Raw genomic sequence first — 12,717 nt, forward strand, 5'->3', positions numbered from 1 at the left:
TGGCGCGGGCGGGGAGTCATTCGGGCCTCTCCCCCCGCTTGGGCCCATGAAAAAAGGGCGGCGCCATCGGCACCGCCCCTTCGCATCCTGTCGGCGGCCAGCGATCAGACCAGCGCGCCGTGGCAATGCTTGAACTTCTTGCCCGAGCCGCAGGGGCAGAGCGCATTGCGGTTCGGACGGCCCCAGGTTTCGGGGTTCTCCGGATCGAAGCCCTCGACGTAGCCTTCGCCGTCGGGGTTCACACCTTCGGCCACCACCTCGCCCGAGGCGCGGGCCTCGGACTGCTGCACGGCGGCATCCACCTGGGCCTGCTGCGCCGCCATCTGCTGTTGCAGGGCGTTGATCTGGGCCTGGCGCTCTTCCTCGGTCATCGGGCGGACCCGCGACAGGGTCGCCGTCACCTCTTCGCGCAGGCTGTCCAGAAGCGTCTCGAACAGCTGGAAGCCCTCGTTCTTGTACTCGTTCAGCGGATCGCGCTGCGCATAGCCGCGGAAACCGACGACAGAGCGCAGATGCTCCATCCGCAGCAGGTGTTCGCGCCACTTGCCGTCGATGGTCTGCAGCAGGATCTGCTTTTCGATGACGCGCATGTGCTCGGGGCCGAAGGCGGCGGCCTTGGCGGCCATGGCCTCGTCCGACGCCTTCTCCAGCCGTTCGATCACCTGTTCGTCGTCCACGCCTTCCTCGGCGGCCCATTCGTCCACCGGCACGTCGATGCCCAGCTTCTCGATGCAGGCGGCGCGCAGGCCCTCGGTATCCCACTGATCGGCGTAGGTCTTGGGCGGCATGTACTGATCGACCAGATCCGCGATCACCTCATAGCGCATGTCCTGCACGATCTCGCTCAGGTCCTGCGCCTCCATGATCTCGCGGCGCTGACCGAAGATCAGCTTCCGCTGGTCGTTCATCACGTCGTCGAACTTCAACACGTTCTTGCGCATGTCGAAGTTGCGGCCCTCGACCTTGGCCTGGGCGCGTTCCAGCGACTTGTTCACCCAGGGGTGGATGATCGCCTCGCCTTCCTTCATGCCGAGACCCGACAGCACCTTCTCCAGCCGTTCAGAGCCGAAGATGCGCATCAGATCGTCTTCAAGGCTGAGGAAGAAGCTGGATTTGCCCGGGTCCCCCTGACGGCCCGACCGGCCCCGCAGCTGGTTGTCGATGCGACGGCTTTCGTGGCGTTCGGTCGCCAGCACGTAAAGACCGCCGGCATCCTTCACCGCCTGTTCGGCAGAGGCATGTTCGGCCTCGATCTTCTCGCGCACGGCGTCGGGATCGGCCTCGGGGTTGGCGGCCAGGGCATCCATCACCTTCATCTCGACGTTGCCGCCCAGCTTGATGTCGGTGCCGCGGCCAGCCATGTTCGTGGCGATGGTGATCGCGCCCAGCTTGCCGGCCTCGCCGACGATCTGCGCCTCCTGCTCATGGTGGCGGGCGTTCAGCACGTTGTGCTCCAGCCCGGCCTGGGTCAGCAGTTGCGACAGCAGTTCCGACTTCTCGATCGAGGTGGTGCCCACAAGGATAGGCTGACCCTTCTCGTGCGCCTTGCGGATCTCCTCGATGATCGCCTGGTACTTCTCTTCCTGGGTGCGGTAGATCGCGTCGTCGTTGTCGATCCGCGCGATCGGCTTGTTCGTCGGCACCTCGACGACGCCCAGGCCATAGATTTCCTGGAATTCCTCGGCCTCGGTGGTGGCGGTGCCGGTCATGCCCGACAGCTTGTTGTAGAGGCGGAAGTAGTTCTGGAAGGTCACCTGCGCCAGGGTCACGTTCTCCGGCTGGATCTCGACCTTTTCCTTGGCCTCGATCGCCTGGTGCAGCCCCTCGGACAGGCGGCGACCCGGCATCATGCGGCCGGTGAATTCGTCGATCAGAACCACGTCGCCGTTGCGCACGATGTAATGCTGGTCCTTGATGAACAGCTTGTGGGCGCGCAGGCCCTGGTTCACGTGGTGCACGATCGTGGTGGATTCAGGGTCATAGAGCGTCGCCCCCTCTTCCAGCAGACCGGCCTCGTGCAGCAGGGTCTCCAGCTTCTCGTTGCCCGCCTCGGTGAAGGTGACGCTGCGCTGCTTCTCGTCGGTGGAATAATCCTCTTCGGTCAGCGAGGGGATCAGCGCGTCGATCGCGGTATAGAGATCGCTGCGGTCCTGCGCCGGGCCGGAAATGATCAGCGGCGTGCGCGCCTCGTCGATCAGGATGCTGTCCACCTCGTCGACGATCGCGAAGTTGTGCTCGCGCTGGTAGAGGTCCTTCAGCTCGGACTTCATGTTGTCGCGCAGGTAATCGAAGCCCAGCTCGTTGTTGGTCGCATAGGTGATGTCACAGAGGTAGGCCTCGCGTTTCTCCGCGTCCGGCTGGCTGGGATAGACGACACCGGTCGTCAGTCCGAGGAAGCCGTAGACCTTCGACATCCATTCCGCGTCACGCTTGGCCAGGTAGTCGTTCACCGTGACCACGTGCACGCCCTTGCCCGTCAGCCCGTTCAGGTAGGCGGGGAAGGTGGCGACGAGGGTCTTGCCCTCGCCCGTCTTCATCTCGGCGATATTGCCCTGATGCAGGAAGATGCCGCCCATCAACTGAACGTCGAAGGCCCGCAGGCCAATGGCGCGGCGGGCCCCTTCACGGCAGTTTGCAAAGGCTTCGGGCAGCAGATCGTCGAGTGTCTCGCCCTCGCCCAGCCGTTTCTTGAATTCCTCGGTCTTGGCGCGCAGGCCATCGTCCGACAGGGCCTTGTACTCTTCTTCCAGCGCGTTGATCTTCGCGATCAGCGGGCGTGTCGCCTTAACCTTGCGGTCATTCGGTGTGCCGAAGACCTTCTTGGCGAGTGTTCCGAAACCCAGCATGATCTATCTTCCGCTTCCTGACGCCAACGTGTGAGGGGGCCGGTTGTGCGGTCGCCTTCGGGCCCGTAAACAGGGCCGGAACAGGCCGCCAAGCCCCTTTGCCATAAGGCGATGTAGTGGGCGGGCGGAAGAGTGTCAACGCCACGCCCCCCGTGGCAAACGGAAGGAAAATCCATGTTGCACCGTCTCACCCTCGCCGCCCTGCTGGCCCTTTCGGTTCCGGCCCCCCTGCTGGCGCAGGACACTGCCGCAACGGAAACCACCGCCCCGGAGATGGAGACCTTCACCGTCGAAGGCCCGCTGGCCCTGGACACCGTGCTGGCCCGCGTCGGCGAGACCGAGATCACCCTGGGTCATGTCGTGGCAGCCCACATGGAGGCTCCGCAGCCTTATAACCAGATGCCCATGGCGCAGATCGCCGGCCCGCTGCTGCAACAGCTGATCCAGCAGGAAGAGCTGAGCCAGCAGTTCGAAGGCGAGACCCCCGCCGCCACGCGCTACATGCTGGACAACACCGAACGCCGGATCGTGGCCACCGACGCCATGATGCAGCACCTGAACGAGACCCTGACGGATGAGCGCATTCAGGCCGCCTATGACGAGGCCTACCCCGATGATGCCTCCGGCCCCGTCGAATACCACGCTGCCCATATTCTGGTCGAAACCGAGGAAGAGGCTCAGGCCATCATCGAGCAGCTGGACGGCGGCGCCGAGTTCGCCCAGCTGGCGCGCGACGAATCCACCGGCCCGTCGGGTCCCAACGGGGGCGACCTGGGCTGGTTCACCCCGGACCGCATGGTGGCCGAGTTCAGCCAGGCCGTCGAAGCGATGGAGCCGGGCGAAGTGTCCGCGCCGGTGCAGACCCAGTTCGGCTGGCACGTGATCAAGCTGGAGGAAACCCGCCAGCGCAAACCCTCGCTGGACGAGGTGCGCGAGGAACTCACCGCGGAACTTCAGCAGAGCGAAAGCGCGGCCTATCTTGACGAGCTGACCGCAAACTCCGATGCATCCATTGCCGAACTTGGCGATCTGGACCTGGGCAACCAGGCCATGATGCCGCTCTACATGGAAATGCAGGAGTAACACCGCATGGCAGGCAAGTATCCGACCTCCCCCCTGGCTCCGGCCGCCTTCCCCGCACTACCCGTCATCGACGGGGTGCGCTTTGCCACGGCAGCGGCGGGCGTGAAATACCAGGGGCGCACGGACGTGATGCTTGCCGCCCTCGACGCCGGCACCACGATGGCCGGCGTCTTCACCCGCTCGAAGACCCGTTCGGCCCCGGTGCTGGATTGCCAGGACAAGATCGGCCAGGACGGCGACGGCCCGGCGGCCATCGTCGTCAACTCGGGCAACTCCAACGCCTTCACCGGCAAGAACGGCATCGAGGCGACCCGCGCGGTCACCTCTGCCGCGGCGAAGGCCCTGGGGCTGGAGGAGGCGCGCGTTTTCTCCTCCTCCACCGGCGTGATCGGGGAACCCCTGCCCCACGCCCGCATCACCGCCAAACTGGATGAGCTGGCCGACGCTCTCTCGGCCACCGGGATCGAGGAAGCCGCCCGCGCCATCATGACCACCGACACCTTCCCCAAGGGCGCCTCGGCGGAGGTGATGGTGGACGGCAAGCCGGTGAAGATCGCGGGTATCGCCAAGGGCTCCGGCATGATCGCGCCGGACATGGCGACGATGCTGGTCTACATCTTCACCGATGCGAAGGTGGAACGGTCCGTGCTGCAGGACATGCTGTCGGCGCTGACCGACGTGACCTTCAACTGCATCACCGTGGACAGCGACACCTCCACCTCCGACACGCTGCTGCTGGCCGCCACCGGCAAGAGCGGGGCCGAGGTCGGCCCGGAAAATACCGCCTTCATCGAGGCGCTGCGCGGCGTGATGCTGGATCTGTCGCACCAGGTGGTGAAGGACGGCGAAGGAGCGACGAAGTTCGTCGAGATCCACGTCTCCGGCGCGGCCTCGGACGAGGACGCCAAGGTGCACGCCATGGCCATCGCAAATTCGCCGCTGATCAAGACCGCCGTCGCCGGCGAGGACCCGAATTGGGGCCGTGTTGTCATGGCGATCGGCAAATCCGGCGCCGCGGCCGACCGCGACCTGCTGACCATCCGCTTCGGTGATGTCCTGGTGGCCGAAAACGGCTGGGTCTCGCCCGACTACCGCGAAGAACAGGGTGCCGCGATCATGAAGGAACAGGAGATCGCCATTTCGGTCGACCTGGGCCTTGGCGGCGGCACCGCCACCGTCTGGACCTGCGATCTGACCCACGGCTACATCTCGATCAACGCGGATTATCGGTCGTGACCAAGAAGATCATTCTCGTCTCCGCCGTCGCCCTGATCGACGTGGACGGCCGGGTGCTGCTGGCGCAGCGCCCGGAGGGCAAATCCATGGCCGGCCTGTGGGAGTTCCCGGGCGGCAAGGTCGAGCCGGGCGAAAGCCCCGAGGCCGCGCTGATCCGCGAACTGAAGGAGGAGCTGGGGATCGAGACCTGGTCATCCTGCCTGGCACCGCTGACCTTTGCCAGCCACGCCTATGACGACTTCCACCTGCTGATGCCGCTCTTTGCCTGCCGACGCTGGGAGGGCACGCCGCAACCGCAGGAAGGCCAGACCCTGGCCTGGGCGCGTGGCAACGAGTTGCGCAACTACGAGATGCCCCCGGCGGATGTGCCCCTCCTGCCCATCCTGCGCGACTGGCTCTAGGCGAATCACCGCCGAGATCGGCGCTCTGTCGCCGACTCTCTCTATGCGTGTGCAAAATTTCCCAGAGCACCCATAAGGTTAGCTTCGCCCATTTCATAGACGAGTCAACGGTTCGTGCCGGTTTTCGGGGCGTATGACGCGTCCATACGCGCAAGCCATACTTCTGCGTCGCGGCGATATTTCCGCGACGCGGCGGAATATTGGACGAAAAGTGAGACAGTTTTGTTAACGAAGCGTAATTTTTAGATGATCTGAGAATGACGCATAAGGTATAAAGGGACCTACAACGTTTGTGGGGAAGGGGTTCCAACCATGCTGAAGACCATTACTCTTGGCACGTGCGTTTCCGTTCAGGGCACCTTCGTGCGCGCACTGCCGAACGGCAAGGTCGAAGTTCGCGTCGGCCAGCAACTGTTCACCGGGTCCCCGGTGAGCCAGGGCGCCGCCGCCTGAACATCTTGGCACGGCCAAATTGAATAGCGTCAGGGCAGCCTTCGGGCTGCCTTTTCGTTTTCGGCGGCAAGGTCATCCCCCGGCCACTTGCCTCCCTCCCAGACAACAAAAAAGGCCGGCCCTGCGAGGGACCGGCCTTTCGTCTGTTCCGGGACGGGCGATCAGAGCTTCCGCTCGACCTCCTCGCGCTCGAAGATCTCGATGACATCGCCGGGGCGGACGTCTTCGTAGTTCTCGAAGGCCATGCCGCATTCCTGGCCCGAGATGACTTCCGACACCTCGTCCTTGAAACGCTTCAGGGTCTTCAGCGTACCCTCGTGGATCACCACGTCGTCGCGCAGCAGGCGGACGCCTGCGGAACGGCGGGCCACACCTTCGGTGACCAGGCAGCCAGCAACCTTGCCGACGTTGGACACCTTGAAGACATCCTTGATCGTGGCGTAGCCGATGAAGTTCTCGCGGATCTCGTTGGACAGCAGGCCAGAGGCCGCCGCTTTCACGTCATCCACCAGATCGTAGATCACCGAGTAGTAGCGGATCTCGACGCCCTTCTGGTTGGCCGAGTTCCGCGCCGGGGCGTTGGCCCGGACGTTGAACCCGATGACCGGGCAACCGGAGGCTTCGGCCAGGCCCACGTCGGTTTCGGTGATGGCACCGACACCGTAATGGATAACCCGCACGCGGACCTCGTCGTTGCCGACCTTTTCCAGCGCCTGAACGATGGCCTCGGCAGAGCCCTGCACGTCGGCCTTCACGATGACCGGCAGTTCGGACACATTCTCGTCCGCCTTGGCCTTCGCCATCAGCTGTTCCAGCGTGGTGCCGGCCCCGATGACCGCGGATTTCTCCTTGGCCACGTTGTGACGGTACTCGGCGATCTCGCGGGCCTGGGCCTCGGTCGAAACCACGTTCAGAACGTCACCCGCTTCGGGCGTGCCGTTCAGGCCCAGCACCTCGACGGGCACGGACGGGCCGGCCTCCTCGACGCGCTCGCCCTTGTCGTTCACCAGGGCGCGGACCTTGCCGTACTGTTCGCCGACGACGAAGATGTCGCCGCGATGCAGGGTGCCCTTCTGGACCAGCACGGTGGCGACGGGGCCACGGCCCACGTCCAGCTGGGCCTCGATCACGGCGCCTTCGGCGGCCCGGTTCGGGTTCGCCTTCAGTTCCAGGATCTCGGACTGCAGCGCGATGGCTTCCAGCAGTTCATCCAGGCCCTGGCCGGTAAGTGCCGAGACTTCCACGTCCTGCACGTCGCCAGACATTTTCTCGACGATCACCTCGTGCTGCAGCAGCTCGGCGCGCACCTTGTCGGCGTCTGCGGCGGGCTTGTCGCACTTGTTGATCGCCACGATCATCGGCACGCCGGCCGCTTTCGCGTGGTGGATGGCCTCGATGGTCTGCGGCATGACCGAATCATCCGCCGCCACCACCAGCACCACGATGTCCGTCACCTGCGCCCCGCGGGAGCGCATGGAGGTGAAGGCCGCGTGGCCGGGCGTGTCGAGGAACGACAGGACAGCGCCGCTGTCGGTCGTCACCTGGTAGGCACCGATGTGCTGGGTGATGCCGCCGGCTTCGCCAGCCACCACCTTCGCGTTGCGGATCGCGTCCAGAAGCGAGGTCTTGCCGTGGTCGACGTGGCCCATGATCGTGATGACCGGGGGACGACCCTGCAGATCCTCTTCCTTGTCCTCTTCCGCGTGAATGACGTCTTCGACGTCCGCATCGGAGACACGCTGCACCTTGTGGCCGAACTCTTCGATGATCAGTTCAGCGGTGTCCGCGTCGATGGTCTGGTTCTGCGTGACCATCATGCCCATGTTCATCAGCGACTTCACGACGTCGGCGACGCGTTCGGCCATGCGGTTCGCCAGTTCCGAGACAACGATGGTTTCGGGCAGCTGCACGTCACGCACCACCTTCTCACGGGAAACGTTGCCGCCCATGGCTTTCTGGCGGGCACGCTCCTGCTTCCGCTTCATCGCGGCCATGGATTTCTGACGGCCACCTTCGCCACCGCGAAGTGCTTGATTCAGCGTCAGTTTCCCGGAACGACGGCCATCATCGCGACCCTTGTTGCGGCCGCCGCGATCGTCGCGGTCGGTGCGTTCGGGGGTCGCGGTCTTGACGCGGCCCTTGGGCGCGCGACCGGCATCGTCGCCGGCCGGAGCAGCAGCCGGCGCGGAGGCAGCAGCGGCAGCGCGCTTGGCGGCCTCGGCCTCCTCGGTGCGCTTGCGCTCTTCTTCCGCGGCCTTGGCCTTGGCTTTTTCCTCGGCTTCGCGGGCCTCACGCTCTTTCTGCTCCGCCTCTTCACGGCGGCGCTGGCGCTCTTCCTCGCGTTCCTTTTCCTCGCGGGCGCGGCGTTCGGCGTCTTCAGCCTCACGCGCTTTGGCGGCGGCCACGGCCTTCAGGCGGCGTTCCATTTCGGCATCGGTGATGCCCTTTGGCCGCTTGTTGGGATCGCCCAGTGCCGGGTTGCCACCAGATTTGCCCGAGCCCGGCTTGGGCACGACAACGCGTTTGCGCTTCGTCACCACTTCGACGTTCTTGGTGCGGCCGTGGCTGAAGCTCTGCTTCACGTTCCCCGCACGGGGACCGCCGCCTCGAACACCCAGAGTCTTTTTACCGTCGTTGTCGCTCATATTGGCCAATCTTCCTTTCAGGCGGGACCCTCCCGCCTCATGCGTCAGGCACGCAGACCTCGCAGTCTTGCGGCCTCCTCTACAACACGTTTGCTCAAACCGCCAGTTCCTAAGGCGGCGTGTATGACAGTTTCCCGTCCGAAGGCCAAGCCCAGCTCACTTGCGGTGAGCCAGCCGATGTATTTGCCCCGGTGGGGGGTCGACAGTTTGGTCTTGCCTCGGGTCGACCCGTCGCAGGCCTGGATGAGGGCGGTTGCCTCTTCCTTCGCCAGCATATCCTTCACCTTCTCGTAGCCCGCGACCGCGTCACCGGACTTGCGCGCCAGAGCCAGAAGCTCGCACACGCGTTTCGCCAGAAGGGTTTCGACCATGTCCGACAGGTTGTCGGGCACGGTCACCTGTTGCTTGGCCGACCGCGAGAAGAGTTTCTTCTTCGCGGCCGTGTCGATCGCCTCGCGTTCCGAGGTGACCCAGATGCCCCGGCCCGGCAGCTTCTCCGCCACGTCCGGGACCACCTGGCCCTCGGGCCCGACGACGAAACGCATCAGCCCGGCCTTGGGCTGCACCTCGCCAGTGACGATGCACTTGCGTTCCGGTCCGTCCTCGCGGGCCTTGGTCTTGCCACCACGGCTCATCAGCGCGTCTCCGTTCCCGGTCTCAGCCTTCGGCCTGTTCTTCGCCGTCCTCGATCTCTTCCTCGTCCGGTTCAAGCTCGGCCGGATCGACCCAGCCCAGCAGGACGCGGGCGGTCATCACCAGTTGCTGAGCCTCTTCGAGGGAGACGTCGAATTTCTCCAGAAGGCCGTCGTCCTTCTGGCGTTCGCCGTCGACGGTGGTCCAGCCGCCAGCCAGTTCCCAGTCGGCACAGGTGGCGAAATCTTCCAGCGTCTTGATGCCGTCTTCCGCCAGCACCTCCACCATCTGGGGGGTCAGGCCGTCGAATTCAATAAGGCTGTCCTCGGCGCCCATCTCGCGGGCGTGGTCCAGGGCCGCCTTGGCCTGGGCTTCCAGAACGTCGCGGGCCCGGGCCTGCAGTTCGTTGGCCGTATCCTCGTCCACCCCGTCGATCACCAGCAGTTCGTCGATCTCGACGTAGGCGACCTCTTCGAGGTTGGTGAAGCCTTCGGACACCAGGAGTTGGGCAAAGAACTCGTCCAGGTCCAGCGTGTCCATGAACAGCTTGGTGCGATCCTCGAATTCCTTCTGACGGCGGGCGGATTCCTCCTCCTCCGTCATGATGTCGATGTCCAGGCCGGTCAGCTGCGAGGCCAGGCGCACGTTCTGACCGCGACGGCCAATGGCCAGGGACAGCTGCTCCTCGGGCACCACGACCTCGATCCTCTCGGCTTCCTCGTCGAGAACGACCTTGGTCACCTCGGCCGGTTGCAGCGCGTTCACCAGGAAGGTGGGCATGTCTTCGGACCAGGGGATGATGTCGATCTTCTCGCCCTGCAGTTCGTTCACCACGGCCTGCACGCGCGACCCGCGCATACCGACACAGGCGCCGACGGGGTCGATGGAACCGTCATGCGAAATCACACCGATCTTGGCGCGCGAGCCGGGATCCCGGGCCACGGCCTTGATCTCGATGATGCCGTCGTAGATCTCCGGCACTTCCATCTTGAACAGCTCGGCCATGAACTGCGGATCGGTGCGGGACAGGAAGATCTGCGGGCCACGGGTCTCGCGGCGCACATCCTTGATGTAGCAACGGATGCGGTCGTTCGGACGGTAGGCCTCGCGGCCGATCTTCTCGTTGCGGCGCAGGATGGCTTCGCCCCGGCCCACGTCGACGATGACGTTGCCGTATTCCTCGCGCTTGACCACGCCGTTGATGATCGTGCCGACGCGATCCTGGAATTCCTCGTACTGGCGATCCCGCTCCGCTTCGCGGACCTTCTGCAGGATCACCTGCTTGGCCGACTGGGCGGCGATCCGGCCCATCTCGACCGGCGGGATCTCCTCGACGTAGGTGTCCCCGATCTGCGGGTCGGCCATGTACTGCTTGGCCTGCTGGACGGTCATCTCGGCCTGGTAGTTCTCCAGGTCCTCGTCCTCGACCACGGTGCGCACGCGGGTGAAGGTGGCGCGGCCGGTCTTGCGGTCGATGGACACGCGGATGTCCATCTCCGAGCCGTAGCGGCTCTTGGCGGCCCGGGCCAGCGACTCTTCCATCGCCTCGACCACGAGACCGGGGTCGATCATCTTCTCGCGCGCAACCGCCTCGGCGGTTTGCAGCAGTTCAAGCTGGTTGGCAGAGGTAATCGCCATAATCAGTCCTCCTGGGAACCCGGATCGGTCTCGATCTCGTCGAAAGTCTCTTCGTTCAACACGCCGGCGGCTTTCCGGGCCTTCAGCATTTCCTTGACCAGCTCGTCGGTCATGACCAGCTTGGCGTCCGCCAGCCAGTCATAGTTCAGACCCACGGTGATCTCTTCGCCCTGATCCTCGATGTTGATCAGCACGTCGTTGTCCTCGATCCCGGCCAGGATGCCGCGGAACCGCTTGCGGCCGTCGATCAGCTCGGCGGTTTCGACCTTGGCTTCGTAGCCTTCGTAGGCCTCGAAGTCCTTCAGCCGGGTCAGCGGCCGGTCGATACCGGGGGAGCTGACCTCGAGGTTGTACATGTCGGTGATCGGGTCCTCGACATCCAGCACGGCGGAGACCGCGTTGGAAATCTCGGCGCACTCATCCACCTCGATCCCGCCGTCAGGCCGTTCGGCCATGATCTGCACGGTCTTGGTGTTCTTGGTGCCACCCATCACGCGGATGCGCACCAGCTCGAAACCGAGGTCCTCGATCACGGGGCCCACGATCTCTGCCAGGCGGCGGTCGATGGCGGTTTTTGCGATTAGATCGGTCATACTCATCCGGGTCGGGGCCGTCAGGCACGGGGGCCATCGGGGCACAAAAAAACGGGCGCGCGGCCCGTCGAAATTCCGGTGGAGTGTCGATCCCAGAGGGTCCGACGCGCCGCTGTTGAGGGGCATATACGCCTGAACGCGGCGAATCGCAAGCCCCGCTGCGTTTCAGCCCGCTCAGCCCCGCGCCACGCGGTCCATCACCTGCACCAGTTTCGCGGTGATCCCGGGCTCCGACAGGGCGTGCCCCGCGTTCGGAACCATGTGCAGATCCGCCTTGTCCCAGGCCCGCGCCACTGCCCAGGCCGTCCGCGGCGGACAGATCATGTCCAGCCGCCCCTGCACGATGTCGCCGGGGATATGGGCGATGCGGCCAATGTCGCGCAGGATCTGTCCCTCTTCCATCCAGCCCAGGTGGGTGAAGTAGTGATTTTCCAGACGCGCGAAGGCCCGCGCATACTGCCCCGGGGGTTCCCCGCCGACGCCGTTGCTGGCAACCGAAGCCAGCGCATTCTCCCAAGACGACCAGGCCTTGGCGAACCGCACCTCTTCCACCGGGTCGCCGGTGAACAGCCTGCGCGCATAGGCGGCGATCAGGTCGTCGCGTTCCTCCTCCGGGATCGGTTCGATGAAGCGGGCCCAGGTTTCCGGCCAGAAATGTCCGGCGCCACCGCCATAGAACCAGTCCAGCTCGGCCCGGGTCATGGTGAAGACCCCGCGCAGCGCCAGGTGCAGCACGCGGTCGGGGTGGGTTTCGGCGTAGATCAGCGCCAGCGTGGCGCCCCAGGATCCGCCGAAGACGCACCACTGGTCGATGCCCAGGGTTTCGCGGATTTTTTCGATGTCGCGCACCAGGTGCCAGGTGGTGTTGTGTTCCACGCTGGCGAAGGGGCGCGAACGGCCGCAGCCGCGCTGATCGAACAGGATGATGCGATAGCGGTCGGGATCGAAATAGCGCCGCATGGCGGGGGAACAGCCGCCCCCGGGTCCGCCGTGCAGGACGATGGCCGGAAGGCCCTTCGGGTTGCCGGATTGCTCGACATAGATGTCATGCCCCTCACCCACCGTCAGCATCCGCTGATCGAAGGGGTCCACGGGCGGGTACAACATCTGGCTTGCGCTCTTTTGACCCGAGTTTCTATCCATCTCCGTCCCATATAAGAGGGGTTAAGCCACCATGACCCCAAGGAGC

Annotated in this window: 10 protein-coding genes; 4 read left to right on the forward strand and 6 right to left on the reverse strand. The window is 64.8% G+C overall.

The window, feature by feature from the left end; all coding sequences use genetic code 11:
- Positions 1 to 104: 104 nt before the first annotated feature.
- Entirely contained in the window at positions 105 to 2,846 is a 2,742-nt protein-coding gene (secA, locus tag CVM50_RS08780; RefSeq protein WP_085889586.1) for a preprotein translocase subunit SecA, read from the reverse strand.
- Positions 2,847 to 3,020: 174 nt separating this feature from the next.
- On the opposite strand from secA, the gene CVM50_RS08785 reads away from it, so the two are divergent.
- The 4 genes from CVM50_RS08785 to CVM50_RS21705 all read left to right on the forward strand — a co-directional run bounded on the left by CVM50_RS08785 (position 3,021) and on the right by CVM50_RS21705 (position 6,019).
- Positions 3,021 to 3,929 (forward strand): peptidylprolyl isomerase, encoded by a 909-nt coding sequence (locus CVM50_RS08785; protein ID WP_085889585.1) that lies wholly within the window; start codon positions 3,021 to 3,023, stop codon positions 3,927 to 3,929.
- A 6-nt stretch (positions 3,930 to 3,935) separates the two neighbouring features.
- Positions 3,936 to 5,165 carry a bifunctional glutamate N-acetyltransferase/amino-acid acetyltransferase ArgJ gene (gene argJ / locus CVM50_RS08790; RefSeq protein ID WP_085889584.1) on the forward strand — a complete coding sequence of 410 codons (1,230 nt, stop codon included), beginning with the start codon at positions 3,936 to 3,938 and terminating at the stop codon, positions 5,163 to 5,165.
- A complete protein-coding gene (locus CVM50_RS08795; RefSeq protein WP_085889583.1) occupies positions 5,162 to 5,566 on the forward strand; it encodes a (deoxy)nucleoside triphosphate pyrophosphohydrolase in 405 nt (134 codons plus the stop codon). Before argJ ends, CVM50_RS08795 begins: the two co-directional genes overlap by 4 nt.
- A gap of 312 nt (positions 5,567 to 5,878) precedes the next feature.
- Positions 5,879 to 6,019, forward strand: coding sequence for a hypothetical protein (locus CVM50_RS21705; protein WP_100148468.1), 141 nt, complete (start codon positions 5,879 to 5,881; stop codon positions 6,017 to 6,019).
- Positions 6,020 to 6,180: 161 nt separating this feature from the next.
- On the opposite strand, the gene infB is transcribed toward CVM50_RS21705, so the two are convergent.
- The 5 genes from infB to pip all read right to left on the reverse strand — a co-directional run bounded on the left by infB (position 6,181) and on the right by pip (position 12,671).
- A complete protein-coding gene (gene infB / locus CVM50_RS08805; RefSeq protein ID WP_085889582.1) occupies positions 6,181 to 8,664 on the reverse strand; it encodes a translation initiation factor IF-2 in 2,484 nt (827 codons plus the stop codon).
- Between the two features lie 44 nt (positions 8,665 to 8,708).
- Complete coding sequence (locus tag CVM50_RS08810) at positions 8,709 to 9,299, reverse strand: RNA-binding protein (protein ID WP_085889581.1); 591 nt, start codon at positions 9,297 to 9,299, stop codon at positions 8,709 to 8,711.
- 22 nt (positions 9,300 to 9,321) lie between these two features.
- Positions 9,322 to 10,935: a transcription termination factor NusA gene (gene nusA / locus CVM50_RS08815; protein ID WP_085889580.1), complete on the reverse strand. Its 1,614-nt coding sequence runs from the start codon at positions 10,933 to 10,935 to the stop codon at positions 9,322 to 9,324.
- 2 nt (positions 10,936 to 10,937) lie between these two features.
- On the reverse strand, positions 10,938 to 11,528 hold the full coding sequence (rimP, locus tag CVM50_RS08820; protein WP_085889579.1) for a ribosome maturation factor RimP: 591 nt from the start codon (positions 11,526 to 11,528) through the stop codon (positions 10,938 to 10,940).
- Positions 11,529 to 11,702: 174 nt separating this feature from the next.
- Positions 11,703 to 12,671 (reverse strand): prolyl aminopeptidase, encoded by a 969-nt coding sequence (gene pip / locus CVM50_RS08825; RefSeq protein WP_085889578.1) that lies wholly within the window; start codon positions 12,669 to 12,671, stop codon positions 11,703 to 11,705.
- Between the last annotated feature and the right edge of the window lie 46 nt (positions 12,672 to 12,717).

Source organism: Pseudooceanicola marinus (assembly GCF_002786295.1).
GTDB classification, from domain to species: Bacteria; Pseudomonadota; Alphaproteobacteria; order Rhodobacterales; family Rhodobacteraceae; genus Pseudooceanicola; species Pseudooceanicola marinus.

Excerpts from the sequence above, each read along its gene's own strand:
- secA (WP_085889586.1), bottom strand. The coding sequence starts at position 2,846 with ATGCTGGGTTTCGGAACACTCGCCAAGAAGGTCTTCGGCACACCGAAT.
- CVM50_RS08785 (WP_085889585.1), top strand. The coding sequence starts at position 3,021 with ATGTTGCACCGTCTCACCCTCGCCGCCCTGCTGGCCCTTTCGGTTCCG.
- argJ (WP_085889584.1), top strand. The coding sequence starts at position 3,936 with ATGGCAGGCAAGTATCCGACCTCCCCCCTGGCTCCGGCCGCCTTCCCC.
- CVM50_RS21705 (WP_100148468.1), top strand. The coding sequence starts at position 5,879 with ATGCTGAAGACCATTACTCTTGGCACGTGCGTTTCCGTTCAGGGCACC.
- infB (WP_085889582.1), bottom strand. The coding sequence starts at position 8,664 with ATGAGCGACAACGACGGTAAAAAGACTCTGGGTGTTCGAGGCGGCGGT.
- CVM50_RS08810 (WP_085889581.1), bottom strand. The coding sequence starts at position 9,299 with ATGAGCCGTGGTGGCAAGACCAAGGCCCGCGAGGACGGACCGGAACGC.
- nusA (WP_085889580.1), bottom strand. The coding sequence starts at position 10,935 with ATGGCGATTACCTCTGCCAACCAGCTTGAACTGCTGCAAACCGCCGAG.
- rimP (WP_085889579.1), bottom strand. The coding sequence starts at position 11,528 with ATGACCGATCTAATCGCAAAAACCGCCATCGACCGCCGCCTGGCAGAG.
- pip (WP_085889578.1), bottom strand. The coding sequence starts at position 12,671 with ATGGATAGAAACTCGGGTCAAAAGAGCGCAAGCCAGATGTTGTACCCG.